We start from the raw sequence: 24,984 nt of genomic DNA on the forward strand, positions 1-24,984 counted from the left end.
CCCATGAGACTCACCCTCGACGACGACTGGACCGCGACGGTGACGGGCGAACCCCTGAGCATCGCGCCGCGCTTCGTCTTCCGGGACTTCACCGTGTGCGTCGCGACGTACGCGGACGTGCAGGAGCGCGAGCGGTTCCAGCTGGACACCTTCGGCAGCCAGGACCACGTGTGGGACACCCCCGACGAACTCCGCTTCGATCCTGCCGGCCTGCAGCTGGTCGGGGCGGAGTTCCGGGTGCCCGCCTGGGTCGCCGCTGCCGAGGACTCGGCCCGCGTTCCCGCCGCACCCCTCGTCCGCCCGGGCGGTCTGCGGGCCGACGAGGCCCGGGACTTCCGCCTGGAGGTGACCTCGGACCTGTGCCGCGGCCCCGGGGACTCCGTGCTGACCTGTCTGCGCGACCTCGACGTTCTCGACGAACCGCTCCAGGCGCGTATCGGCATCGCCCCCGACGTGGCGCTCCTGGTCCAGCACGGCACCGTCGTCGGCTGGAGCCTGACCGACCCCGTGCGGTACCTGACCGTCGCCTTCACCGAGCCCGACCCGGCTCCTCCCGCCCTGGCGACCCGGCATCTGTTCACCGCGTGCATGGACCTGGTCACCACACGGCTGCTGGACGAGGTGCGCGACCGGGTACCGGCCGCCCTGGAGCGGCTCCGGGCCTTGGACGAGGCCCTGCGCAACCAGGACGACGACCGGCACCGCGTCGGCGCCCTGCACGCGCTGATCGCCGATCTGGTCGAGGACTACGGGAACCGGTGACCTCCGGCGTGGCCGGGAACCGGCGTGCGCCCCGGCCTCAGTGGCCGTCCTCCAGCTGCGCGGCCGCCACGGCGAGGCCGTTCGCGGCGGTGGCGCAGCGGTCGGCCAGGGCGGCGACCTCGGCGCGGAACGCGTCGGCCTGCGGGCCCTGCCAGTCCAGCGCTTCGGCCGCCGCGTGCAGGCGGAGCGCATGGGCGCGCAGGGCGGCGGAGTGGCCGCGCAGGCCGTCGGCCGGGTCCGGCGGGCCGGGCCGGAGCCGGGGGGCGGCCTTCACCGGCTGCGCCACGGCTGGACGAGGAGGATGCCGCCGGTGCCGATCAGGCCGAGGGTGTGGACGCAGCCTTTGTGCGGGGCGGCCGGGGCGGGGCGTTGCCCCTGATCCCGGTCTCGGTATCGGTCGCGGTCTCGGTCTCGGTCCCGGTCCCGGTCCCGGTCTCGGTCTCGGTCGAAGAACGCCCGGACGGCGGCGCCGAGTCCGAGCAGCGGCTCCGCCGGCACGGCCCGGCCGGTGGCCACCTGCCAGCCCGCGTGGTCGTTGAAGGGGTTCGCGTCGGTCAGGGCGTTCCAGGCGAACAGGTCGGCGAACGACGGGGACAGCAGGGCGAACGCCCGCTCGGCGCCCCGGTCCCGCATGAGCCGGCGGAACACCCGGGCGGCCGCCGCCTGCCGGTCCTCGTCCACGGCCCGGAGGATGGCCGCGCAGTCCGGGTCGTCCAGCAGGTTGGGCCGCTCCGCGCTCGCCGCCCGGATCCGGGCCTTCAGTCCGCAGACGGCGAGGCTGACCGCGAGGCTCTCGCGGCCGGTGAGGATCCCGGCGAACCAGCCGGCCCGCGCCACACCCCGGCCGCGCGGGGCCCATCCCAGGCCCGCGGGGTCGGTGAGGGTGCGCAGCAGGGTGCGCCAGCCGTGCCGGGAGCGGGTGTGGCGGCGGCCCAGGGCGGCGGCCGGGAGCCGGGTGCCGAGGGCCAGTTCGGAGGCGTGCCGGGCGGCTTCGCCGACGGCGTCGGCGGCCTCGGCGAGCTCGCGGCACAGGGCGTCCAGCAGCTCGGCGTCCGGGTCGGTGGGCGCGGAGCTCGCGGCGTCGGACATGGAATCCTCGCGGGATGTCGGTGGGGAGGGTGGCTTCGGCGTGGTCGTCGGGGCGCGTCAGCGGCGGGTGAGGGTGAGCCGGATGCCGCGCGGATCCAGTGCCTCGGGCAGTGGTCCCGGCGGGTCGAGCACCGGCCGCGTGGCCGTGATCCGGCGCCGGCGCAGGACCTCGGCGCACAGCGCGGTGGTGATGAGCAGGCCGAGCCGGTCGCCCGGGCAGCGGCCCGGGCCGTGGCCGAAGGGGGCCATCCGGATGTCCTCGTCCGCGCCGGGGGTCTTCCAGCGGCCCGGTACGAAGACGTGCGCGGCGGGCACGTGCTCCGCGTCGCGCTGGTGGAAGTGGGCGGGCAGCAGGACCGTGGTGCCGGCGGGATGGCGTACGCCCCGCCACTCGGTCTCGGTACGGGTGACGCGGATCAGGTCGGGCACCGCCGGGTAGAGGCGCAGGCACTCCCGTACGCAGGCGCGCAGCCGGGGCAGTTCCCCGGGGGCGGTGCATCCGGCGGCCTCGGCGGCCGCGGCGTCCTGTTCGGCGGGGTGGGCGCCGAGCAGGAGCAGGGTGCGCAGCATCGTGGCGGGGATGCCGTCCATGGCGCGCAGGGCCTGTTCCTCGCTGTCGGCGCAGGCGGCGGGGTGGCCGAGCAGGCTGTGCCCGCCGGTGGAGCCGCGGTGGCGGAGCCGGCCGAGGAGGCCGGTGGGGTACACGTCTCCTGCGGCCGCGCCGTCGCCGAGCACGATCCGGCGGGCGGCGCGGGCCACGGCGTGCCGGGCGCGGGCCAGGTCGAGGGTGGCGGTGGCCGTGAGGTGCCGGGCCTCTTCGGCGATGACGGCGCGGACGGCGGCGCGGGAACGGACTCCGCCGGGGCCCGGCGAGAGTGCGGCGACGGGTGCGGCTTCGGCTTCGGCTCCGTAGAACTGCCGCAGTTCCTGCCGGTCGAGCAGGACGAGCACCACTCCGGAGAGCCCGCGCACGAGTACGGGGGCCCCGCCGTGGCGGGCCCGCAGCGCGCGCAGCGTGTCGGCGGAGAAGGCCGGACGGGCGCCGCCGGAGCCGAGGCCGCGGACGAGGAGCGGAAGCGCGCGGCCGGCGGCGAACCGGACGGCGCCGGCGCGGCCGGCCCGCGCCCGCTGCCCGCGTGAGACGGCGGACTGGGTCGTACCGGGACCGGTCATGGCCGCACCACCTCCCTCGGATCGGGCCGCAGGGACGAGGTCCTCCGGCAGGACGTCCAGGGCGGCCTCGTGAAGCGTGCGCATCCGGGTACCTCCGCGCGCGGCCGGAAACCAACGTTCGGTGACATCGCCCTCACCGTACGTCCCCCCAGCGCCCCCCGCGCCCCGAGCACCACCCGGGTGGATCCGGTACTCGGGCCCGCCGCTGGTGCTGCGACCGGAAAGGTTCACCGGGTCACGGCGCCCGGCACGGCCCCTCGCCGCGTTGTCGGACCACGCCAGTACGTCCAGTACGAGCCGTGGCCCTCCGCCTTGCGATGCACCGCACCGAACACCGCGACCCGGCAAACCTTTCCGGCCACAGCACCAGGTCGTGTCGTCAAAGTCCCGTCTGGCCGGCCCGCCCTTTCGGGCGGCCGGCGCCACTTTGACGCCACTCCCTAGGGAACGGGCGCGAAGGCCGCTTCGCGGAAGGTCGTGCGGAGGGGGCCCGGGGGGTGGGTGGGGTGGAGGAGGGCCCAGCGGTGGAGGCGGGGGGAGAGCCAGACCGTCTGGGTTTCGCCGTAGGACCAGGTGCCGTGTGGGGCCGGGTGCCAGAGGAGGCCGCGGGCCGGGGTCAGCTCGCCGGTGCGGATACGGAGGGACTCGGTGACCCAGGCCCGGGTGAGGGGGTGCTCCGCCGGGGAGAGGAGGTGGCCGAGGAAGCGGGCCAGGTCGGCCGGGGTTGAGTGCAGGGTGGCGTCGGCGAAGCCGGTGCCGGTCATGCCGAGGGGGTGCCAGACGCGGGTGGCGGCGAGCTCGGCGAGCGGGCTGCCGGTGAGGTGCTCGGCGAGTCGGGTGAGGGCGGCGTGGGCCGCGGGGCCGGTGGAGTGGCTCAGCAGGTGGTGCGTGGTGGTCCCGGCGTCGGACCCCACCCCGTACGCCGCCAGGGGCGTGTGCAGCCGCAGCGCCTCTTCGGCCACGAGGCTCCCGATCACGGGCCACAGGGCGAGTACGGGCATCAGCCCGCCGACGTCGAGGACCGTGGCCGCGTCCGCGGATCCGGCGTGCGGCCCGTCCGGCCCTCCGGTTGCCCAGACCGCTTCGGGATCCGCAGCCTGGAGCACTCCCCTGATCCGGACTTCCGCGCCGGCTGCGTCGGCCGCGTCCGCGCGGTCGCTTTGGAGCGTCATGGGCTCCACGCTAGCCACCGCCCGGCGGGGCCCGCCGGTCCGGCGCCCCGGAGGCGGCTCGGATTCGGCCCGGGCCACCCGAATGCCAGCCGCGCCCCCGGCACTCCTGGCGCCGGAAAACCGCGTGCCTCCCGCCGGGGCTCCTGTCAGGGCCTCCCCGGTGACCCTGGTCCTGCCGCCCCGTATCACCGACTCCGCCGCCCGGCTCCGCGAAGCGGCTCGCGCGCGCGGGCTGGGCACCGTACAGCTGGAGTCCTTCGCCGTGCCCGACGGGCTGCGGGCACGGCATCTGCATGCCGGTCCGGCATTCGCCGGCGCTGTGGCGCCGCGGCTCGGGATCGGGCTGCTGGAGGCGCCGGCCGACTGACTGGCGCGGCTGCCCCGGGAGTTCACCGGCCGGGAGGTCCGCCTGATCCCGATCCGCGAGGCCTACGCCCTGCGCCGGCCCGTCTACGTGAAGTCGCCCAACGACGAGTCGATCCCGGCCCTCGTCTACGCCGACGGCTCCCGCCTCCCCGGCCCGGACGCCGTGGGCCCGGAGACCGAGGTGCTGGTCAGCGATGCCACGCGCTTCACGGCCGAGTACCGGATGCACCTCCTCGACGGCGCCGTGCACACCGCGAGCCGCTACGCCGAGGACGGTCGGCTGAGCCTCGGCCCGGCGGCCGCCGAAGCGGTCGCCTTCGCCGGGCGGCTGCCGTTCGCCGCACTCCCGTCCGCGATCGTCGTCGACGTCGGTGTCGCGGACGGCCGCCGGCCGGTGATCGAGGACAACGCCGCGTGGGCCGGCGGCACGTACCCGTGCGATCCGCGGCGCGCCCTCGACGTCGTCCTGCGCGCCGCCGCCCCGCCGGACTCCTTCGCGGACCGCGGCCGGGAATTCCTGCGCCGGCGCCGGCGGCACGCACAAGGGGCGGGGCGCCCTCCGGCGCCCCGCCCCCGCTGTCAGCCGGTGCCCGTCAGCTCTTGTCGGGGCGGTCCGTCACGCGCAGGGAGTTCAGCAGCGGCTTGCCGTACCCCCCGTGTGCGACGAAGCGGACGTTGAGCACGCCGTCCGTGACCGTGACCGTGTACGTCCGGGTCAGGGCCGTGTACGTGCCCGCCTCGAGCGCGATGTCCAGCGAGGGCAGCACCTGGGTGCCCTCCGCCATCACGTCGAAGACCCGCTTGTTCGGCTTCGTCGAGGACAGCTCCGCGAAGCCGAGCTCCACGGTGTACGTGCCGTTCGGGACGTTGTCGAAGCGGTACTCGTACATGCCCTCACGGGCGTTGCGGAACAGCTTCTGATCGGCCGTTCCGGCGATCGTGCGCCCGGTGGAGTGCGTCGAGGAGCTGCCCTGGTAGCCGTACGAGCCGGCCGTGTACTTGCGGTCCGGGGACCAGCCGTCCCCGAGCGTGTCCGTGGCCGCCGAGTCGGAGCCCGCGTCCAGGGCCACCTGGTAGCGCGGGACCACGACCTTGACCGGGACGGTGAGGACCGGGCTGCGCCCGCTCACCGAGCTGATCCGCAGGTTCGCCGTGAGGACCGAGCCGGCGGCCAGCCCCGTCGTGTCGACGGCCAGGTTCACGGTGGCCTTGCCCCCGATCACCAGGTTCCCGGAGTCGGGGGTGGCCGTCAGCCAGGCCGCGTCCTCCGCCACGGTGAACCGCGAGTCGATGGTGCCCGTATTGGTGAGTTCGAGGGTGCGGGTGCGCTTCTGGCCCGCCGGGAGGACGAGCTCCAGGGAGGGCTGGGACGGGGTGACCCGCGCCGTCCACAGGGACTGGTTCACGGCGGTGACGCCGCCCGTCTCCACGGTGAAGGCGTTGGTCACCCCCGTGTACCAGTCGGCCAGGATCGTGTAGGAGTTCTTGCCGGAGTGGGCCTGCAGGAGGTAGCCGCCGTCCGCCGCGGTGGTGGCCGTGACGGCTTCGGCGCCGAAGCCGACGGTCACCGTGGCTCCCGCGACGCCCTTGCCGTCGTTCGCGTCGAGTATCCGGCCCGCGACCACGCCGCTCTTGGTGGCCCTGAAGGCGATGGCCAGCCCGTCGGTGATGCCGGCCTGGTTGAAGGAGTACTTGAAGGCGTCGGTGCCGATCGCGTTCTCCACGCCGACCGTGGCCGTGGAGCCGCCCTTGATGCCGGTGCCGCCCGTCCCCTTGTAGGTGTAGACGACGGTGCCGTCCTCACTGATGGCCGCCGAGAAGGAGAACCTGTCGGCTTGCGCCGACCAGTGGGAGACCTCGCGCCACTCGATCACGTACGTCCGGTGCGGGGCGGTGCCGGTGACGCCGGTGAAGACGCCCGAGCCGCTGCCGGCCGCTCCGACGACCAGGTCGTCCCAGAACGGGTACAGCGCCGCGTTGGGCGTGGCCGTGCTCGGGAGGTCCCCGTTGATGTCACCGGTGTTGTTTCCGCCGAAGCTGACCGTGCCGTTGGTCCCGATCCAGGCCTGGCCGTACGTCTTGCCGTACAGCGGGACCGGGAACGGGAGGTCGACGCGCTCGGTGGTGTTGTCGCCGGTCAGCGCGAGCTGCCGGTCGCCGGTCGCGAACGGGCGGCCGCCCGCGGTGGCGCAGGCGTAGCCGTAGTTGTCGGTGCGCTCGGGCAGCGTGAGCGCGACCGTCGTGTCGCCGGCGACGGTGGCCTGTGCGCTGGCGCCGGTGACGCAGCGGGAGGAGTGCGCGGCCCGTACCTCGTACGTGCCGTGCGGCACGGTGAGCTCGAAGCGGCCCTGGTCGTCGGCGGTCGCGGTCAGCGGGGTGTCCGTGAGCGTGACGGTGGCGCCCGCGGCGGGTCCCGCGGCCGAGGTGACGGTGCCGGTGAGCTTGCCGGAGGGGGCCTGGGTGAGCGTGAAGTCGCCGGTGGCGGTGGCGTTCTCGGTCACCGTCGCCTGGGAGGTCTGCTGGCCGTAGCCGAATTTGGAGACCGTCAGCGTGTACGCGCCGACCGACAGGGCCGGGAAGGCGTAGGTGCCGTCGGCCGCGGTGGTCGTCGTACGGCCGATCGGGCCGGCCGCGGTGATCTTGGCGCCCGCGACGGGGGCACCGGCGGAGCGGACGGTGCCGGAGACGGCGCCGACGGCGCCGCGCGGGGCGCCCGAGACGGCGGCGAACGCGTCGAGCTTGCCCTCGCCGAACACGTTGTTGTCGGCGGCGTTTCCGCCGCACTGGCCGTTGTCGGTGTCCTGGGCCGTGCCGTTCAGCAGCTCCTCGGTCCGCGCGACGTCGCCTTCGAGGGCGGGTGCGGCGGACCAGAGCAGGGCCACGGTGGCCGCGGTGTGCGGCGAGGCCATGGAGGTGCCGGAGAAGGCCTCGTACCCGCCGCCGGGGACGGAGGAGCGCACGTTCACGCCGGGGGCCGCGATGTTCGGCTTGACGATGCCGCCAGGGCCCGCGCCGCGCGAGGAGAACGACGCGATCGCGCCGTTGATGTCGAAGGCGCCGGAGCTGTAGGAGCTCGCGTAGTCGCCGGGCGAGCCGCTGGTGGCGCAGCCGGGGCCGGAGTTCCCGTTGGAGAAGGCGGGGAAGATGCCGGCGGCGCGCCAGGTGTCGACGATCTGCTGGTACCAGTCGTCGTGCGTCGCGCTGCCCCACGAGTTGTTGACCACGTGCGGGGCCAGGTCGGGGCGCGGGTTCTGGCCGCTCAGGTCGGTCGGGGCGACGATCCACTGGCCGGCGCCGAGCAGGGAGGCCTCGGAGCAGGAGTTGCTCTCGCAGCCCTTGGCGGCGATCCACTTGGCCCCGGGTGCCACGCCGATCTTGTTGGCGCCGCCGTCGTCGCCGACCATGGTGCCCATGGTGTGGGTGCCGTGGTCGTTGTTGTCGCAGGGGGCCGCGGTGGGACAGACTCCGGCCGGATCGAACCAGTTGTAGTTGTGGTCGTACGACCCGTCCGCGTTCTTGCCGCGGTACTGGCCGTTCACGGCCGGGTGCGTGTAGTCGACGCCGCTGTCGATGTTGGCGACGACGATGCCCTCGCCGCGCACGCCGAGCTGGTCCCAGACCTGCGGGGCCTTGATGCGGTCGACGTTCCACTCGACCGCGTCGGCGGCGGCCTTCTCCCGTTTGCCCTCGGCCGGCTTGGGGAGGGCGACCTTGTCGTCGGCGTCGATCCGGGAGACCTCGGGGCGCTGCGCGAGGGTGCCTGCCAGTTTCTGGCTGCCGACGACGCGGACGGCGTTCACGATCCAGTAGGAGGTGTACTCGGCCTTGGCGCCGTCCAGGGTCTTGATCACCTCGGCCTGGCTGCGCACGGCGTGCTCCTGCTTGGCGTGCAGAACCGTTTCCGCCTTGGCGGCGCGGGTCTTCTGCCGCCCCGCCGCCGTGAGGTCGGCGGCGCTGTTCAGGTACACCCAGAAGACGGCCTTGCCGGAGTCGTCGAGCTGGGTGCGGAGTTTCGGCTCGATCTTGCGCTCGGCCGCCGCGGGGGTGGGGCCGGGTTCCGGCGCGGCCGCCGCCACGCCCGCTCCTACGGGCAGGAGCAAGGCCGTGGTAAGAGCGGCGAGCGCCGCGCGTAACGATCGTCGCCTGTTGCGTTGGGCCACGTGTGGTCCTCCTCGGACGCCGTGTGCATGTTGTGCGGGAAGGGCGTGCGCGACGTGCGCGGTCATGGTGAAGGGAGGGTCATGAACATTACAAGAGGGCCTAATGAGCCGTATGCTGCGCGCCTGGGGTGGCCATCGCGGCCCCGGCGGGCCAGCCTGAAGACATGACCGATCCAGCGCCGGGCACGCAAGAGCGCGATCCGGCCGGGCCCGGTGTGCCGCTCGCGTCGGCCCGGGGCCGGTGGATCGTACTGACCACCGTGCTCGGCTCGACCATGGCCATGCTCGACTCGACCGTCGTCAACGTCGCCCTCCCCACCATCGGGGTGGACCTCGACGCCGACATGGCCGTGCTCCAGTGGACCGTCAACGCCTACATGCTCACCCTGGCCGGACTGATCCTCGTCGGCGGAGCGCTCGGGGACCGCTTCGGGCGGCGCCGGATCTTCGTCCTCGGGGTGGTGTGGTTCGCGGGCGCCTCGCTGCTGTGCGGGATCGCACCGAACACGGGAGTCCTGATCGCCGCGCGGGCCCTTCAGGGCATCGGCGGGGCGCTGCTGACCCCCGGTTCGCTCGCGCTGATCCAGGGCTCGATCGCAGCCGAGGACCGGGCCCGGGCCGTCGGGCTGTGGTCGGGGTTCGGCGGGGTGGGCGCGGCCGTGGGGCCGTTCCTCGGCGGCTGGCTGGTGGACGGGCCCGGCTGGCGCTGGGTGTTCCTGCTGAACGTGCCGGTGGCCGCGGTGTGCGCGCCGATCGCCCTGCGGCACGTACCGGAATCACGTGACCCGCAGGCGCACGGGCGGTTCGACGTGCTCGGCGCCTTCCTGGGGGCCGCCGCCCTCGCCCTGCTGACGTACGCGCTGATCGAGGCCCGATCCGGGTCCCCGCTGGTGATCGCATCGGCCGTCGGGGGCGTGCTGCTGTCCGCCGTGTTCGTGTACGCCGAGCGGCACCGGGCCGATCCGATGCTGCCGCCCGACATCTTCGGCTCCCGCCAGTTCACCGCCGTCAACGTGGTCACCCTGTTCGTGTACGCGGCCTTCAGCGGGTTCTTCTTCCTCTTCGTGCTCCAGCTCCAGGTGGTCTCCGGCTACTCCGCGCTGGGCGCGGGGGCGGCCCTGCTGCCGACGACCGCGCTGATGCTGCTGCTGTCGGCCCGGTCGGGGGAGCTCGGGGAGAAGATCGGGCCGCGGATCCCGCTCACGGTGGGTCCACTGCTGTGCGCGGCGGCACTGCTGCTGATGCTGCGGGTGGGGCCGGACGCCTCGTACGTACGGGACGTGCTGCCGGCGCTGATCGTGATGGGCATGGGCATGGTGGCCCTGGTGGCTCCGCTGACGGCGACCGTGCTGTCCTCGGTGGACCCCGGCCGGGCGGGCCTGGCCAGCGGCATCAACAACGCGGCCGCGCGGGCGGCCGGGCTGCTGGCGGTGGCGGCGCTGCCCCTGCTGGCCGGGATGGGGCCGGACGCGTACCGCTCGGCGTCCGAGTTCGACGCCGCGTTCGGGCGGGCCATGCTGTGGTGCGCGGGGCTGCTGGTGGCGGGCGCCGCCGTCGCGTGGGCCACCGTACGCAAGCCTGTGCCCGGGGCGGGGTGCCACCCGGAGTGCCACACCTTCTGCGCGACGACGTCTCCCCCGCTCGAACCCCCGAGGACGGCGAAGCCCTGACCGGCGGCGCGCCATGTGCTGGAACGCCACGGCCGATCTGACGGCGGGTACGGTCATCACCGCCGTCGGGATCGTGTGCGTGGCGCGCGTACGGCGGGCCCGCGATCTGCCGATCGCCGCACTGCCGTTGCTCCTGGGCGCCCACCAGCTGGTGGAGGCCGCCGTCTGGCACGCGGGCGGCGGCTGCGGCCCGGCCACCACGGCCTGGCTCGTGATCGCCCTGCCGGTGCTGCCGGTCTGGGTACCGCTCGGAGTCCTCCTCGCGGCCGCTCCGGCGGTCCGGCCCCGCCTCCGGGCGCCGGCGGCCGTCGGCCTGACCACCGCCGCGGTGCTCGCGTACTGTCTCGCGACCCGGCCGGCCGTCGCCGAGATCCGGGGCCACACCCTCGGCTACGGCGTGAATGTTCCGTGGATGCCGCTCGTCCTCGCGGGCTACCTCTTCGCCACCCTGGGCGCCCTGCTGCTGTCCGGCGACCAGTGGCTGCGGCTCCTCGGTGCGGTGCTCGGCGCCGGGGCATTGACCTGCTCAGCGCTGTGGCGGCTGGAATTCGCCTCCACCTGGTGCGCCTTCGCGGCGGTCGCCTCGCTGCTCGTCCTGGGGTGGGTCCGGCGCCCCCGGCCGGGCACATCTGTGACGTGACAGGCCGAAAGTTACCTTGACGTATGTAGTGACTTCCCATGCGCCCGGCAGTAGAACTCGTTCCCATTCCGCCGAGAGTGAGGAACGTCACATGAGCGATAAAGCCCTGCACAAATCCGGCTCCAATGGAATCTCACGCCGTGGATTCATAGCTAGAACGAGTTCTATTCTTGGGGCCGTGGCCCTCGCCGGTCAGGCCACCCCGGCCCATGCCCGGACCGCCGCCTCAGCGGCAGCGGCCGCCGGCCCCATCGACAACGGCGCGCACGTACCGGCCCTGGTGATCGGCACCGGCTACGGCGGGTCCGTCGCCGCCCTGCGGCTCGCCCAGGCCGGCGTCGACGTCCACATGATCGAGATGGGCATGGCCTGGGACACCCCGGGCTCCGACGGCAAGATCTTCTGCAACACGACCTCGCCGGACCAGCGCTCCTACTGGCTGCGGACCAAGACCAAGCAACCCCTGAGCAACTTCCTCGGCTTCCCGATCGACCGGGACATCCCCCGCTACACCGGGATCCTGGACGCCGAGGAGATGGGCGGCATCACCGTCTACCAGGGCCGCGGCGTCGGCGGCGGCTCGCTCGTCAACGGCGGCATGGCGGTGACCCCGAAGCGCGCGAACTTCGGCGCCATCCTCCCGTCGGTGGACGCCGAGGAGATGTACGGCACCTACTACCCGCGGGCCAATGCCGGACTCGGGGTCGGCCTGGTCGACCCCGCCTGGTTCGACACCGTCGACTGCTACCAGTTCGCCCGCGTCGGCCGCAAGCACGCCCAGCGCTCCGGCTTCCCCTTCGTCTTCGTCCCGGACGTGTACGACTGGGACTACATGAAGCAGGAGGTGGCCGGGACCGTCCCCAAGTCCGCCGTGGCCGGGGAGATCCTCTACGGCAACAACCACGGCAAGAAGTCCCTGCAGAAGACCTACCTCGCGCAGGCCGAGGCCACCGGCAAGGTCACCATCTCCCCGCTGCACAAGGTCACTTCGGTCTCCCCCGCGGCCGGCGGCGGCTACACCGTCGTCATCGACCAGATCAACACCACCGGCGCCACGACCGCCACCAAGACCGTGGTCGCCGACAAGGTGTTCTTCGCGGCCGGCAGCGTCGGCACCAGCAAGCTGCTCGTGAGACTCAAGGCCACCGGCGCGCTGCCCGCCCTGAACGGCGAGATCGGCAAGGGCTGGGGTGACAACGGCAACGTCATGTGCGGCCGGGCCAACCACCTGTGGGACCCGACCGGCAAGGTCCAGGCCTCCATCCCCTGCGGCGGCATCGACAACTGGGACGCGGGCGGGGCGTTCGCCGAGGTGGCGCCGCTGCCGACCGGGATCGAGACGTACGCCTCCTTCTACCTGTCGATCACCAAGAACCCGAACCGCGCCGAGTTCACGTACAACGCGGCCTCCGGCAACGTCGAGCTGAACTGGCAGACGGCGTGGAAGCAGCCGTCCATCGACATGGCCAAGAGCATCTTCGACAAGATCAACTCCAAGGAGGGGACGATCTACCGGACGGACCTGTTCGGCACCAACAAGATCTGGGGCGACCACCTCACCTACCACCCGCTCGGCGGCGCGGTCCTGAACAAGGCCACCGACAACTACGGCCGCCTGCACGGCTACACCGGCCTGTACGTGATCGACGGCGCGCTGATCCCCGGCAACACCAGCGTGAACCCGTTCGTCACCATCACGGCGCTCGCCGAACGCAACATCGAGAAGATCATCGCCACCGACCTGTAGGCGATCCGTTCGCAGACCCGGGGCCGTCGGAGGTACCGGCCGGCCCCGGACCCGTTGCCTCGCGGCCCGCGTCAGTGCCCCGGCAGTACGCACACGCTGTCGAGGCCGAGCACGTGGTTGAGCCGGCCGAAGGCCAGCCAGGAACCGATGCTCATCGTCAGCTCCACGATCTCGAGCTGGCTGTACCGCGCGGTCATCCGCTCCCAGAACTCCTCGTCGAGGTTGTGGTGGTCGAGCGTGTAGCGCTCCGCGTACTCCGCGGCCAGCCGGGTCCGCTCATCGAACCGGTCCGTGGTACGCCAGTCGGTGACGGCGTCGGAGAACTCCTCCTCGACCTTCTCCCCGTCCCGCTCCGTCCGCCAGTCGAGGCAGAAGACGCATCCGTTGATCTGCGCGACGCGCAGCCGGGCCGCCTCGAACTCGCGCAGGCCCAGGGTGGTGTGGGCGTACACCGACAGGGAGAAGTTCGCGGCGGCCATCCCGATCCCGGGGACCATGTCGCCCCACACGTACTCGATCGGGTGCTGGCCTTCGGGTATGTCGATCCTCATGGCTGTTTCCTTCCGAGCTTGCCGATGGCGGGGCGCAGGGGGACGTCGAGGGCGTCGTAGAGGCCCGGTTCGGCCTCCACCAGCCAGTCGATGGCGCCGACCAGGCGGCCGACGGCGGTGGCGTTGCCGCCCGCCGAGCGGTTCTCGCCCTCGTCGGTGGCCTCGACGGTGACCTCGATGTGCGGGCGGCCCTCGATGATCACGCGGTGGGCGCCGTCGCCGCCGTCGGGCGGGGACGGCCAGTCGGGGGCGCAGGAGGCGTGGATGCGGGTGACGTGCTCGATGACGAGGCGGGGTTCGCCCTCGACGATGCCCTGCACCTCGAAGCGGATGGCGCCCTGGGTGCCGGCTTCGAACTCGCCCATGGTGCGGGTGGTGACGGTGGTGTCGAGGGCGCGGCGGTCCACGGTCTCGCGGATCTCGTCGAGTTCGACGCCGAGCGCCCGGGCCATCATGCGGATCTGCCCGCCCCACACCATGGTGGGGACGGACGGCATGAGCATCATCGGCTCGGAGTCCATGGGCTGGCCCATGCCGACGAGGTAGCGGACCGAGTGCGGCTGGTCGTAGGTGGAGTAGTCGAATATCTCCTGGCAGCGGATGGCGTCGATGGTGCTGCCCAGGCCGCTGAGCAGGAGCGGGAGTACGTCGTTGCCCCAGCCGGGGTCGACGCCGGAGGCGAACAGCGAGCCGCCGCCCTCCGCGACCGCCGCGGCCACCGGATCGCGGAACTCGGGCGGGGCGTTGCGGTGGTCGTAGAGCGGGTAGAGGGCGGGGCTGACGACGACCGCGCCGGACCGGATGGCCCGGGTGATGTCGGCGAGCGCGTCGTCGGGGCGGGTGTCGCCGGAGGCCGCGTAGACGACGGCCTGCGGCCGGGCGGCCAGGACCGCTTCGATGTCGTCGGTGGCCAGGACCCCGGTGTCGTGGTCGAGTTCACCGAGCCGGCCCGCGTCGCGGCCGATTTTCTCGGGATGGTGGACGATGACGGCGGCCAGTTTCAGCGCCGGATGGGCCTCTACGGCACGGATGGCCAAACGGCCGACGTTGCCGGTACCCCAGACAACCGTGGAAATCATGCGCGGAGGGTAGCGACAGGACCTGCACGTTTCCAGAGCCGCGGGCCCGGCCTTCGTTACTGGTTCTGGCCGCCCAGGACGAAGAGGAGATAGACGAAGAAGGCGAAGAGGTGGCCGACGAACAAGTAGGCGACCAGCCGAATCAGCAGACCGCGCGGGAACTTGGACTGAAGCTTCATGGTGGGACTCCTGGGCTGGGAGGGGTCAACGGTGGTGTGCGGGTGCGCCGGAGGCGCCGCCGCCGAGGCACAGCCCGGCGAGGCTGCTCTGCAGCAGGGTGTGGACGAACAGCAGGTCGGCCCCGCCCTGGGTGGCCGCGCCGATCCGGTGCGGGGTGAGGGAGTCGAAGTGCGCGCTGTCCCCCGGCTCCAGCAGGTACTCGGCCTCGGCCAGGTGCAGCCGCAGCCGCCCGCCCAGGACGTACAGCCACTCCTCGCCGGGATGTACGCGGACCAGCTCGCCCTGGCTGCGCCCGTGGGGGACGTGCACGCGCAGCGCCTGCATCCCGCGACCGGGGCCGCCGGCCTGCCAGTACGTCCACCCGTCGGCCTCGCGGGCGCCCGGACCGCCGGCCCGTACGATGGGATCGGCGACGGCGGGGGTCTCGCCGAGCAGTTCCGAGACCGTCGTACCGTAGGTGCGGGCGAGTCCGAGCAGCAGCGGCAGCGAGGGCTGGCGCCGCCCGGTCTCCAGCCGGGACAGGTGCGCGGGCGAGAGCCGGGCCCGCGCGGCGGCGGCCTCCAGGGTGAGCCCGGCGCGGCGCCGCAGGTCACGCAGCTGCGGTGCCACGGAGGGCAGCTCGTCGGCGCCGCTGTCGGGGCCGGGGGCAGGACCGGATGTCATGCCCCGATTGAGCCAGAATCCTGCCTGCCTGGCAATTTCCCTTGCCTCTGAGGCAAAGACGGGTCGGCCTCTTCCACCTCAGCCCCCGCCGAGCACCGTCTCCACCGTGTCCGCCTCCTGTGCACGCTTGTCCGGGCGGTGCCGCAGCACCCGCGCGAAGCGCAGCGCGACGCCGGCCGGGTAGCGCGGGGAGCGCTGGAGCCCGTCGTACGCGATCTCCACGACCAGCTCGGGCCGCACCCGCACCGTGAACCCGTCGTCCTCCACCGCCAGCTCCCCCAGCCGCTCGGTCTGCCAGCGCAGCATCTCGTCGGTGAGCCCCTTGAAGGTCTTGCCGAGCATGGCGTACGTGCCGTCGGCTGCCCGCGCCCCGAGGTGCAGGTTCGACAGCAGTCCGGTGCGCCGGCCGTGGCCCCACTCGACGGCGAGCACCACGAGGTCGAGGGTGTGCACCGGTTTCACCTTGAGCCACTGTCTGCCGCGCCGCCCGGCCGCGTAGGCGGAGTCGAGGCCCTTGACCATGACCCCCTCGTGACCGCGGCGCAGGGTCGCGGCCCAGAACTCCTCGGCTGCCGCCGCCTGCTCCCGCGGGTCCTCGACGACGAGCCGGCGGACCCGGGAGTCCTGCGGCACCAGAGCGGCGAGCGCCGCGTACCGCTCGCGCACCGGGAGGTCGAGGAGCACCTCGTCCCCCGCCGCCAGCACGTCGAAGAAGTAGGGGACGACGGGCAGCGTCCGGCGGGCCGCCTCGACGTCGATCCGTGATCCGACCCGGCTCGCGACCTCCTGGAAGGGCACGGGCCGGCCGTCCGGCGCCTGCCCGATCACCTCGCCGTCGAGGATGAACCGCTCCCCCGGAAGCGCCCGAGCGAGATCCGCCACCTCCGGCAGCCGGCCGGTGATGTCGTCGAGGGACCGCGTGTACACCCGTACGTCGTCCCCGTCGCGGTGCACCTGCACCCGGATCCCGTCGAGCTTCTCCTCCACCGCGCAGGGCCCGAGCGTGGCCAGGGCCTCGGCCACCGACTTGGCGGTGTTCGCCAGCATCGGCTGTACGGGCTGCCCGACGCGCAGGGTGACCTCGCGCAGCGCCGCCGCCCCGTCGGCCAGTACCGCCGCGGCCACCCGCGGCAGCGAGCCGTCGAGCATCGCGGCGCGGCGCAGTGCGGCGGCCGGCACCCCGGCGGCCGCGGCGACCCCTTCCAGGGCGACCGCATCGAGGGCGCCCTGGCGGACCTCGCCGGAGAGCAGGCTGCGCAGGAACCGCTGCTCGGGCCCGGTCGCCGCGCCGAGCAGGGAGCCGAGGATCCGGCGCCGCTCGGCCTGCGCGCCCGCTCCCGCGACGGCGGCGAACCCGGTCACCGCCGCGTCGACGGCGGTGACGGTCAGGGTGGGCTCGGCGGCGGGGTCGACCTTGGCGGCGAGCGCACGCCAGCCGATGCCGGGCCGGCCCTGCGGGAGGCGCCCGGAGAGGTACGAGACGACCAGACCGGCCTCCTCGGGCGGCGCGGCGGCGAACACCTCCGCGAGCAGGGCGGTCTTGCGGGAGCGGGCGGAGGTCTCGGCGACCTCCCGGGACACACGCGCGACCTCGGCGAGCAGCATGCCGTCATCCTCCCGCCGCTCGTCGTACACCGCAGGTCGGGTCCTGGGGGGGTGTCCCCGAAGCAGCGCCGGCCGCCCGGAGGGCGGTCCCGCGGCGTCCGGTGCGCCGACAGCACGCACCGGGCGTCGCGGGGCAGGCGGGACTTTGCGGACACCCCCGTACCGCAGGCGCGGTATGCCGGGCCGCCCGGGTACTCCTCCAGGAGGTGGGCGGTTCCGCCCGGGGGCGCTCAGGGCGCGGCGGCCCGGCGTCTAGGGTTTCGGTATGAAGCCCCGACTGCCGAAGCTCCGGCTGCCACGGCGCCGCCGCACCCGCCTGCTCGCGGGGGCCGCCGCGCTCGCCGTCGTCGCCGGGGCCGGTACGTGGACCGCCGCCGCGTCCGGCGAGGCGCCCGCCGTGCACCGCCAGGACCGCGTGGTGGAGATGCCCGGCGCGGCCATCGACACCTCGTACTTCACGGCCGGCGGCGCCGGGAAGCGGCCCGCCGTGCTCCTCGGCCACGGCTTCGGCGGCAGCAAGGACGACGTCCGCGCGCAGGCCGAGCGCCTCGCCCGGGACGGGTACGCCGTCCTGACCTGGTCGGCGCGCGGCTTCGGCCGCTCCGGCGGGCAGATCGGGCTGAACGATCCCGAGCACGAGGTCAAGGACGTGTCCCGGCTCGTCGACTGGCTCGCCCGACAGCCCGAGGTGCGGCTCGACGGGGACGGCGATCCGCGCGTCGGCGTCGCCGGCGCCTCCTACGGCGGGGCCGTCTCGCTGCTCGCCGCCGGATACGACAAGCGGGTCGACGCGATCGCGCCGCAGATCACGTACTGGAACCTCGCGGACTCCCTCTTCCCGCAGGGCGTGTTCAAGAAGCTGTGGGCGGGCTTGTTCTTCACCACCGGTTCGGCCGACGGAATGCGGCCCGGGGGCGTCCCGGGTACGGACACCGCCCCCGCGTCCGGCCCCGCCCCCGCACCCGCAGGCGGCGCCACCGCCTGCGGGCGGTTCCAGCCCGAGCTGTGCGCCATGTACGAGCGGGTCGCGGCGGCCGGGAAGCCCGACGCCGAGGCCCGCGCCCTGCTGGAGGGGCGCAGTCCGTCGGCGGTCGGGAACCGGATCAAGGTGCCGACGCTGATCGTGCAGGGCCAGGAGGACTCCCTGTTCCCGCTGGACCAGGCCGACGCGATGGCGAAGACGATCGCGGCGAACGGGGCGCCCGTCTCGGTGGACTGGGCGGCCGGCGGGCACGACGGCGGCCTGCGCGAGTCGGCCCGGGTCGAGGACCGGGTGGCCGGCTGGTTCGACCGCTACCTCAAGGACGAGCAGGGCGCGGACACCGGCCCGGCCTTCCGCGTCTCGCGCTCCGGAGGCATCGATTCCACCGACGGGGCGGTACAGCTGCGCGGCGCGAGCGGCGAGCGCTACCCGGGGCTGGCCTCCGCTCCCCGGGCGTTCGCCCTGAGCGGCCGGGAGCAGAGCTTCGCCAATCCGGCGGGCGGCGCCCCTCCCGCACTGTCCTCCCTGCCCGGGATCGGCGGGCAGCTCGCCGCCGTCGGGGCCGGGCTGTCACTGGACTTCCCCGGGCAGAACGCCCGGTTCGAGTCGGAGCCCCTGGCCGAGGAGGTACGGGTCACCGGGGCCCCGGCCGTCACCCTGAACGTGAGCTCGACGGCTGCCGACGGTTCGGCCGTCCTGTTCGGCAAGCTGTACGACGTCGGGCCCGACGGCCGCCAGGCGGTGCTGCCGAGTCAGCTGGTCGCCCCCGTGCGGGTGGAGAACGCGCAGCAGGGGGCCACCGTGCAGCTGCGGCTGCCCGCCGTCGACCACGCCGTGGAGGCCGGGCACCGGCTGCGGCTCGTCGTCGCCGCCACCGACCTCGGCTACGCGTCCCCGGCCGCGCCGGCCACGTACACGGTCGCGGTGCGGGGCGCCGTGGCCGTGCCGGTGGCCGACGGGGTCCGGACGGCCTCGGCGGGGCTGCCCGCGTGGACCTGGGGACTGCCGCTGGGTGCGGCGCTGCTGGCCGCGGCGCTGCTGGGGATCCGGAGGACCGGCCGGGAGAGTGCGGGGGCGCGGGGTCTGGCAGCGCAGCCCGAGCCTGCGCCGGCCGACGTACCACTGGAGATCACGGGTCTGACGAAGCGGTACCGGGGCGTGCAGGACCGCTACGCGGTGCGGGACCTGTCGTTCCGGGTGGAGAAGGGGCAGGTCCTGGGCCTGCTCGGGCCCAACGGCGCCGGCAAGACCACCACGCTGCGGATGCTGATGGGGCTGATCTCGCCGGACGCGGGCGAGATCCGGGTGTTCGGGCACCCGATTCGGGCGGGGGCGCCGGTGCTGTCGCGGGTCGGGGCGTTCGTCGAGGGGGCCGGCTTCCTGCCGCACCTGTCGGGGCGGGCCAACCTGGAGCTGTACTGGCAGGCCACCGGGCGTCCGGGCGAGGACGCGCACATGGCGGAGGCGCTGGAGATCGCCGGGCTCGGCGACGCGCTGGAGCGCGCGGTGCGCACGTACTCGCAGGGCATGCGGCAGCGCCTCGCGATCGCGCAGGCCATGCTCGGCATGCCGGACCTGCTGATCCTCGACGAGCCGACGAACGGTCTGGATCCGCCGCAGATCCGGGAGATGCGGGACGTGATGATCCGGTACGCGGCGGGCGGGCGGACGGTCATCGTCTCCAGCCACCTGCTGTCGGAGGTGGAACAGACCTGCACGCACCTGGTGGTCATGGACCGCGGGCGGCTGGTACGGGCGGGCGAGGTCGCGGAGATCACCGGCGGCGGGGACACCCTGCTGGTGACGCTGGCCGGGCCGGTGGACGGGGGGACCGTGGCGAAGGTGGCCGCGCTGGAGGGAGTGGGTGCGGTGACGGCCGCCGATGACGGGCTGCTCGTACGGCTGGAAGGCGCGACGGCCACCGGGCTGATCGCCGAGCTGGTACGGCTGGACGTGCCGGTGAGCGCGGTGGGTCCGCACCGCCGGCTGGAGGACGCGTTCCTCACCCTGATCGGAGGTGCGGCATGAGCGCCGTGACGGAGGTGGCCCCCGGCTACCGGGCGAGCCGTACGCTGCCGCTGCGCGTGGAGGCGCTGCGGCAGTGGCGCCGGCGGCGGACGCTGGTGATGGGCGGGGTACTGGCCGCGCTGCCGTTCGTCATGATCATCGCGTTCGCGGTGGGCGGTGGGCAGGACGGCCGGGGCGGCAGGGACGGGCGGATCACGCTCATCGACACGGCGACGGCCTCGGGGGCGAACTTCGCCGCCACGTGCCTGTTCGTGTCGGCCGGTTTCCTGCTGGTGGTGCCGGTGGCGCTGTTCTGCGGGGACACGGTGGCATCGGAGGCGAGCTGGTCCTCGCTGCGCTACCTGCTGGCCTCGCCGGTGCCGCGGACCCGGCTGCTGTGGAGCAAGCTGGTGGTGGCGCTGGGCTTCAGCCTGGCGGCGATGGTGCTGCTGCCGCTGGTGGCACTGACGGCGGGCACGATCGCGTACGGCTGGGGCCCGCTGAAGCTGCCGACCGGCGGCTCGCTGGCGGCCGGGGAGAGCGTGCCGCGCCTCGCGCTGGTGGTGGCGTTCGTCTTCGTGTCGCAGCTGGTCACGGCCGGACTGGCGTTCTGGCTGTCGACGCGGACGGACGCACCGCTGGGCGCGGTGGGCGGCGCGGTCGGCCTGACCATCGTGGGCAACGTGCTGGACGCGGTGACGGCGCTCGGCTCCTGGCGGGAGTTCCTGCCCGCGCACTGGCAGTTCGCTTGGGCGGACGCGCTGCAGCCGCATCTGGAGTGGGGCGGGATGATCAAGGGGACGGCGGTGTCGGTGTCGTACGCGCTGGTGCTGTTCGCCCTCGCCTTCCGCGGGTTCGCCCGCAAGGACATCGTGTCCTGAGGGCGGCCGCCCGCGGCGGGCGTGGGCCGTCTGTGGCAATCGGGGCGGCGGGCGCGTGCGTCTGCCGCCCCGTCACCCCCGGCACGCTGAACAATCGCGGTCGTCACGACGCATCGACGCGTCTGCGCGGCACCGAGGGGTACGACCGATGCACACAGCAGGACTTCCGGCTCGCAGGGGCGTATTGACCGGAGGTCTCGCGGCCGCCGTCGTCGCCCTCTCGGGGTGCTCGTCCCCGCCTCCCCGGAAGGTGGCGACCGCGGCCCCGCAGCCGCGTCCGGCCACCCCTCAGGCCGCGTTCACCCGCCTGATGGAGGGCAACAAGCGCTGGGTGAGCGGCAAACTCGACCACCCCGACCGGGATCCGGAGCGGCGCGAGCTGGTCGCCGAGGCGCAGGATCCCTTCGGGGTGGTCCTCTCGTGCATCGACTCCCGGGTGGCACCCGAGCTGATCTTCGACACGGGGCTCGGGGACCTGTACGTGCTGCGCACGGGCGGGCAGGCCGTCGGCCCGGTGGTGACCGGCTCCGTCGAGTACGGGCCCATGACGGGCGGGACCCCGCTGGTCGTCGTGCTGGGACACCAGCGCTGCGGGGCCGTCGAGGCCGCGTACACGTCGCTGAAGGCGGGAAAGCCGCTGCCCGGGAACCTGGAGGCGCTCGCGAAGGCGATGGTGCCGGCGTACGAGCTGACGGCCCGGAACCCGGGCGCCGACCCCGTCGACACCATGACCCACCACCAGATCAAGGTGACCGCGGACGATCTGCGCGCCAACTCCGACCTGGGGCCCCTCGTCGCGAAGGGCGCCCTCGGCGTCGTCGGCGCGTACTACTCGCTGGACACCGGCAAGGTCGAAGTCCTGACGGGCGCACCCGCCTGAGCCCGGCTCACCGCGTGGTCCACGCCCCCGCGATCGCGTCGATCTCCGCGAGCAGTTCGGGCTCCAGGGGGCGGTCGGCGACGGCCGCGTTGGCCCGTACCTGCTCGGGCGAGGTGGCGCCCGCGATGACGGAGGAGCAGCCGGGCCGGGCGGAGAGCCAGCCGATGGCGAGTTCGAGGATGCTGCGGCCGTGCTTGTCGGCGACGGCGGCCAGCGCCTCGACGGTGTCGAGGCGCTCCTCGGTGACGTAGCCGTCGCGGCCCTCCAGGCGGGAGCCCGCCGGTACCGCGGTGCCCCGGCGGATCTTGCCGGTCAGCAGGCCGTTGGCGAGCGGGAAGTAGGGCAGCACCCCGAGGCCGTAGTGCAGGGCGGCCGGCACCAGCTCCCGCTCCGCGGACCGCTGGAGCAGCGACCATTCGTTCTGCGCCGATACGAAGGGCACCGCGCCCGTCTCGCGGGCGACGTGGGCGGCTTCGGCGAGCTGCCAGCCGCTGAAGTTGGAGTGGCCGATGTAGCGGATCTTGCCCTCGGCGACGAGCTCGGTGAGCGCGGCCAGGGTCTCGGCGACGGGGGTCGCCGGGTCGGGGCTGTGCAGCTGGTAGAGGTCGATGTGGTCGGTGTCCAGGCGGCGCAGGGACTCCTCGACGGCCCGGCGGACGTAGGCGCGGCCGCCGAGGGATCCGGCCGCGGGCCCGTACTCCATGGACATGCCCGCATAGCCGAACTTGGTGGCGAGGACGACCTGGTCGCGGCGGCCCTTGAGGGCCTGTCCGAGGTGGCGCTCGGATCCGCCGCGCCCGCCGTAGATGTCGGCGGTGTCGAGGAGGGTGATCCCCGCGTCGAGGGCGGCGTCGACGACGGCGCGGGTGGCCTGCGCGTCGAGGCGGCCGCCGAAGTTGTTGCAGCCCAGTCCGACGGCGGAGACCTGAAGACCTGAACTGCCCAGCGGGATGTAGCGCATGCGTTTCGTTCCTCCGAACGTCAGAAGGGATCGGCGGGAGTCTTGCCGATCGTCCGGCCCCCGTCCACCGGGCGGACGGCGAGGCCGGGGTCCCGCCCGGCGGCCGCCTCGACCGGCTCGGCGGCGGCGCCGGCGATGGCGCCGGCAGGGCGGCGCGCCCGGCGGGGCCTCCCCCGCTCCCCTCTCAGAGGATGCGTCCGGCGCCGGCGGCCGGGGCCGCCGCCATCACGCGCGGCGGCTTGAACCCGGCCGCGACGAAGGCCTCCGTGACCGCCCGGGTCACGGCCGCCTCGGCGTCGGCGTCGATCAGGGCCAGGGCCGAGCCGCCGAACCCGCCGCCGGTCATCCGGGCCCCGTACGCGCCCGCGCCGTTGGCGGTGGCCACGGCCAGGTCGAGCTCCGGGCAGGAGACCTCGTAGTCCTCGCGCAGCGAGGCGTGTCCCTCGGTCAGCAGCAGGCCCGTCTCGCGCAGCCGTCCGGCGCGCAGCAGTTCCTCCACCCGTACGACCCGTCGGTTCTCGGTGACGACATGGCGGACGCGGCGGCGCCGGACCGGGTCGTCCAGGCGGGCCAGCGCCGGCTCCAAGTCCTCGTACGGGAGGTCGCGCAGGGCGGGCAGTCCGAGCGCGGCGGCCGCGCCGTGGCAGGAGGCGAGGCGCCGGGCGTACGCCCCGTCGCCGAGGGCGTGTTTGACGCGGGTGTCGATGACCAGGAGGCGCAGTCCGGCCGCCGCGCAGTCGAAGGGGATGTGGAGTTGTTCGAGGGTGCGGGTGTCGAGGTGGAGGGCGTGGCCTTCGGTCGCGCAGGCCGAGGCCATCTGGTCCATCACCCCGCAGGGCACGCCGACGTACGCGTTCTCGGCGCGGCGGGCCAGCGCGGCCAGTTCGGGCCGGGTGAGCGGGATCCCGTACAGGTCGGTGAGGGCGAGGGCGGTGGCCACCTCCAGGGCGGCGGAGGAGGAGAGTCCGGCTCCGGTGGGCACGTCGGAGCGGATGTGCAGGTCGGCTCCGCCGACGGGCAGGCCCGCGTCGAGCAGCGCCCACGCGACGGCGGCGGGGTAGGCGGCCCAGCTCTCCGGGCCTTCGGGCGGGCGGCCGGGGTGCAAGCGGTCGAGCGGAAGGGTGACCACGCCCGACGGGACGTCGGCGGAGTGGAGCCGCAAGGTCCGGTCCGGGCGGCGGGCCACCGCCACCTCGGTGCGGTGCGGGAGGGCGAAGGGCAGGGCGAAGCCGTCGTTGTAGTCGGTGTGTTCGCCGATCAGATTGACCCGGCCCGGCGCCGCCCAGACCCCCTCGGGCGGGGTCCCGTACAGCCGGTGGAATCCGTCCGCGGTCCCGCTCACCGGCTCGCCACCTCACGCAGCCGCGCGGCCGCGTCCTCGGGCCGGACGTCGTTCATGTAGGCCTCCATCCCGGATTCGGTACCCGCCAGGTGCTTGAGCTTGTCAGCGGTGCGGCGGACCGTGAAGAGCTCCAGGTGGAGCGCGAAGTCGGCCCGCCCGTCTTCCTCGTCCACGCCTCCGACCTCGCCCACGCCGGAGACCGGCGCCTGGTGCCAGGCGGAGATGTACGGGGTGGGCGCGGACGACCCGAACAGCCGGTCGAATCGGCGCAGCAGCTCCAGGTAGAGGCGCGGGAACTCCGCGCGGGCCGCGTCGTCGAGGGTGGTCAGGTCGGCGGTGCGGCGGTGCGGATAGAGGTGGACCTCGTACGGCCAGCGCGCGGCGTACGGCACGAAGGCGGTCCAGTGCTCCCCTTCGAGGACGACTCTGGTGCCCTCGGCGCGTTCGGCGGCGAGCACCTCCTCGAAGAGGTTGCCGCCGGTGCGGGCGCGGTGGGCGGCGACGGTGGCGAGCATGCGGGTGGTGCGCGGGGTGATGAAGGGGAAGGCGTAGATCTGGCCGTGCGGGTGCGCGAGGGTGACGCCGATCTCGGTGCCGCGGTTCTCGAAGCAGTAGACCTGCCGGACCCCGGCGTGGGCGGAGAGCTCGGCCGTGCGGTCGGTCCACGCGGCCAGGACGAGCGCGGCGCGTTCCTCGTCGAGTTCGGCGAAGGAGGTCCGGTGGTCGGGGGTGAAGCAGATGACCTCGCAGCGGCCGGTGCCGCCGGCGAGGGAGGGGAAGCGGTTCTCGAAGACGACCACGTCGTAGTCGGGGGCCGGGATCTCGCTCGCGCGCCCTTCGGTGGAGGGGCACAGCGGGCAGGCGTCGGCGGGCGGATGGTAGGTGCGGCCCTGGCGGTGGGAGGCGATGACGACGGCGTCGCCGAGCAGCGGGTCGCGGCGCACCTCGCAGGAGGTGTCGGACGCGTCGAGGGGGCGGGTGTCGGGGACGGCGCGGGCCGCACCGTCGTCGGCGTCGTAGTACAGGATCTCGCGGCCGTCGGCCAGGCGGGTGCTCGTTCGCTTCACGGGAAGA

Annotated in this window: 20 protein-coding genes and 1 pseudogene; 8 read left to right on the top strand and 13 right to left on the bottom strand. The window is 73.9% G+C overall.

Annotation, left to right across the window (positions count from 1 at the left end; translation table 11 throughout):
• Nucleotides 1-3: 3 nt before the first annotated feature.
• Nucleotides 4-762: a hypothetical protein gene (locus ACFXGI_RS07465; RefSeq protein WP_384704453.1), complete on the top strand. Its 759-nt coding sequence runs from the start codon at nt 4-6 to the stop codon at nt 760-762.
• Nucleotides 763-799: 37 nt separating this feature from the next.
• Here the strand turns inward: ACFXGI_RS07465 and ACFXGI_RS07470 are convergent, their stop codons facing one another.
• The 4 genes from ACFXGI_RS07470 to ACFXGI_RS07485 form a co-directional block, all read right to left on the bottom strand.
• Nucleotides 800-1,048 (bottom strand): hypothetical protein, encoded by a 249-nt coding sequence (locus ACFXGI_RS07470; protein ID WP_384704455.1) that lies wholly within the window; start codon nt 1,046-1,048, stop codon nt 800-802.
• Entirely contained in the window at nt 1,033-1,851 is an 819-nt protein-coding gene (locus tag ACFXGI_RS07475) for a hypothetical protein (protein WP_384704456.1), read from the bottom strand. The genes ACFXGI_RS07470 and ACFXGI_RS07475 overlap by 16 nt, the downstream gene beginning before the upstream one ends.
• Nucleotides 1,852-1,908: 57 nt before the next feature.
• The gene (locus ACFXGI_RS07480) at nt 1,909-3,108 is read right to left on the bottom strand and encodes a cytochrome P450 (protein ID WP_384704458.1); all 1,200 of its coding nucleotides are present in this window, start codon (nt 3,106-3,108) and stop codon (nt 1,909-1,911) included.
• 356 nt (nt 3,109-3,464) lie between these two features.
• A complete protein-coding gene (locus tag ACFXGI_RS07485) occupies nt 3,465-4,196 on the bottom strand; it encodes a hypothetical protein (RefSeq protein WP_384704460.1) in 732 nt (243 codons plus the stop codon).
• Between the two features lie 160 nt (nt 4,197-4,356).
• Here ACFXGI_RS07485 and ACFXGI_RS07490 point away from each other — a divergent pair.
• Nucleotides 4,357-5,085, top strand: a pseudogene (locus ACFXGI_RS07490) (ATP-grasp domain-containing protein); the annotation flags it as partial.
• A gap of 70 nt (nt 5,086-5,155) precedes the next feature.
• Here the strand turns inward: ACFXGI_RS07490 and ACFXGI_RS07495 are convergent.
• A complete protein-coding gene (locus tag ACFXGI_RS07495) occupies nt 5,156-8,788 on the bottom strand; it encodes a S8 family serine peptidase (RefSeq protein WP_384704462.1) in 3,633 nt (1,210 codons plus the stop codon).
• A gap of 98 nt (nt 8,789-8,886) precedes the next feature.
• Between ACFXGI_RS07495 and ACFXGI_RS07500 the strand changes: the two genes are divergently transcribed.
• The 3 genes from ACFXGI_RS07500 to ACFXGI_RS07510 all read left to right on the top strand — a co-directional run bounded on the left by ACFXGI_RS07500 (nt 8,887) and on the right by ACFXGI_RS07510 (nt 12,779).
• Entirely contained in the window at nt 8,887-10,392 is a 1,506-nt protein-coding gene (locus tag ACFXGI_RS07500; protein WP_384704464.1) for an MFS transporter, read from the top strand.
• 13 nt (nt 10,393-10,405) lie between these two features.
• On the top strand, nt 10,406-11,032 hold the full coding sequence (locus ACFXGI_RS07505) for a DUF6629 family protein (RefSeq protein ID WP_384704466.1): 627 nt from the start codon (nt 10,406-10,408) through the stop codon (nt 11,030-11,032).
• 91 nt (nt 11,033-11,123) lie between these two features.
• Complete coding sequence (locus ACFXGI_RS07510) at nt 11,124-12,779, top strand: GMC oxidoreductase (protein ID WP_384704468.1); 1,656 nt, start codon at nt 11,124-11,126, stop codon at nt 12,777-12,779.
• Nucleotides 12,780-12,850: 71 nt separating this feature from the next.
• Here the strand turns inward: ACFXGI_RS07510 and ACFXGI_RS07515 are convergent, their stop codons facing one another.
• The 5 genes from ACFXGI_RS07515 to ACFXGI_RS07535 all read right to left on the bottom strand — a co-directional run bounded on the left by ACFXGI_RS07515 (nt 12,851) and on the right by ACFXGI_RS07535 (nt 16,857).
• Nucleotides 12,851-13,330, bottom strand: a complete 480-nt coding sequence (locus tag ACFXGI_RS07515) for a carboxymuconolactone decarboxylase family protein (RefSeq protein WP_030154022.1) — start codon at nt 13,328-13,330, stop codon at nt 12,851-12,853.
• Nucleotides 13,327-14,409: a dihydrodipicolinate reductase gene (locus tag ACFXGI_RS07520; protein WP_384704469.1), complete on the bottom strand. Its 1,083-nt coding sequence runs from the start codon at nt 14,407-14,409 to the stop codon at nt 13,327-13,329. Before ACFXGI_RS07520 ends, ACFXGI_RS07515 begins: the two co-directional genes overlap by 4 nt.
• Nucleotides 14,410-14,465: 56 nt before the next feature.
• Nucleotides 14,466-14,588, bottom strand: a complete 123-nt coding sequence (locus ACFXGI_RS07525; RefSeq protein ID WP_037846875.1) for a DUF6126 family protein — start codon at nt 14,586-14,588, stop codon at nt 14,466-14,468.
• Between the two features lie 25 nt (nt 14,589-14,613).
• Nucleotides 14,614-15,252, bottom strand: a complete 639-nt coding sequence (locus ACFXGI_RS07530) for a helix-turn-helix domain-containing protein (protein WP_384704472.1) — start codon at nt 15,250-15,252, stop codon at nt 14,614-14,616.
• A gap of 78 nt (nt 15,253-15,330) precedes the next feature.
• Nucleotides 15,331-16,857: an ATP-dependent DNA ligase gene (locus tag ACFXGI_RS07535; RefSeq protein ID WP_384704474.1), complete on the bottom strand. Its 1,527-nt coding sequence runs from the start codon at nt 16,855-16,857 to the stop codon at nt 15,331-15,333.
• A 265-nt stretch (nt 16,858-17,122) separates the two neighbouring features.
• Between ACFXGI_RS07535 and ACFXGI_RS07540 the strand changes: the two genes are divergently transcribed.
• The 3 genes from ACFXGI_RS07540 to ACFXGI_RS07550 all read left to right on the top strand — a co-directional run bounded on the left by ACFXGI_RS07540 (nt 17,123) and on the right by ACFXGI_RS07550 (nt 21,607).
• The gene (locus tag ACFXGI_RS07540; RefSeq protein WP_384704476.1) at nt 17,123-19,867 is read left to right on the top strand and encodes an alpha/beta fold hydrolase; all 2,745 of its coding nucleotides are present in this window, start codon (nt 17,123-17,125) and stop codon (nt 19,865-19,867) included.
• Nucleotides 19,864-20,727 (top strand): ABC transporter permease, encoded by an 864-nt coding sequence (locus tag ACFXGI_RS07545; protein ID WP_384704478.1) that lies wholly within the window; start codon nt 19,864-19,866, stop codon nt 20,725-20,727. The genes ACFXGI_RS07540 and ACFXGI_RS07545 overlap by 4 nt, the downstream gene beginning before the upstream one ends.
• Before the next feature lie 184 nt (nt 20,728-20,911).
• Nucleotides 20,912-21,607 (top strand): carbonic anhydrase, encoded by a 696-nt coding sequence (locus ACFXGI_RS07550; RefSeq protein WP_384704480.1) that lies wholly within the window; start codon nt 20,912-20,914, stop codon nt 21,605-21,607.
• 7 nt (nt 21,608-21,614) lie between these two features.
• Here ACFXGI_RS07550 and ACFXGI_RS07555 read toward each other — a convergent pair whose 3' ends face one another.
• The 3 genes from ACFXGI_RS07555 to galT form a co-directional block, all read right to left on the bottom strand.
• Nucleotides 21,615-22,568 (bottom strand): aldo/keto reductase, encoded by a 954-nt coding sequence (locus ACFXGI_RS07555; protein WP_384704482.1) that lies wholly within the window; start codon nt 22,566-22,568, stop codon nt 21,615-21,617.
• Nucleotides 22,569-22,752: 184 nt separating this feature from the next.
• A complete protein-coding gene (gene galK, locus ACFXGI_RS07560; protein WP_384704484.1) occupies nt 22,753-23,910 on the bottom strand; it encodes a galactokinase in 1,158 nt (385 codons plus the stop codon).
• A complete protein-coding gene (gene galT / locus ACFXGI_RS07565; RefSeq protein ID WP_384704486.1) occupies nt 23,907-24,977 on the bottom strand; it encodes a galactose-1-phosphate uridylyltransferase in 1,071 nt (356 codons plus the stop codon). The genes galK and galT overlap by 4 nt, the downstream gene beginning before the upstream one ends.
• Nucleotides 24,978-24,984 lie beyond the last annotated feature (7 nt).

The organism is Streptomyces sp. NPDC059355, from assembly GCF_042752335.1.
Lineage (GTDB): Bacteria > Actinomycetota > Actinomycetes > Streptomycetales > Streptomycetaceae > Streptomyces.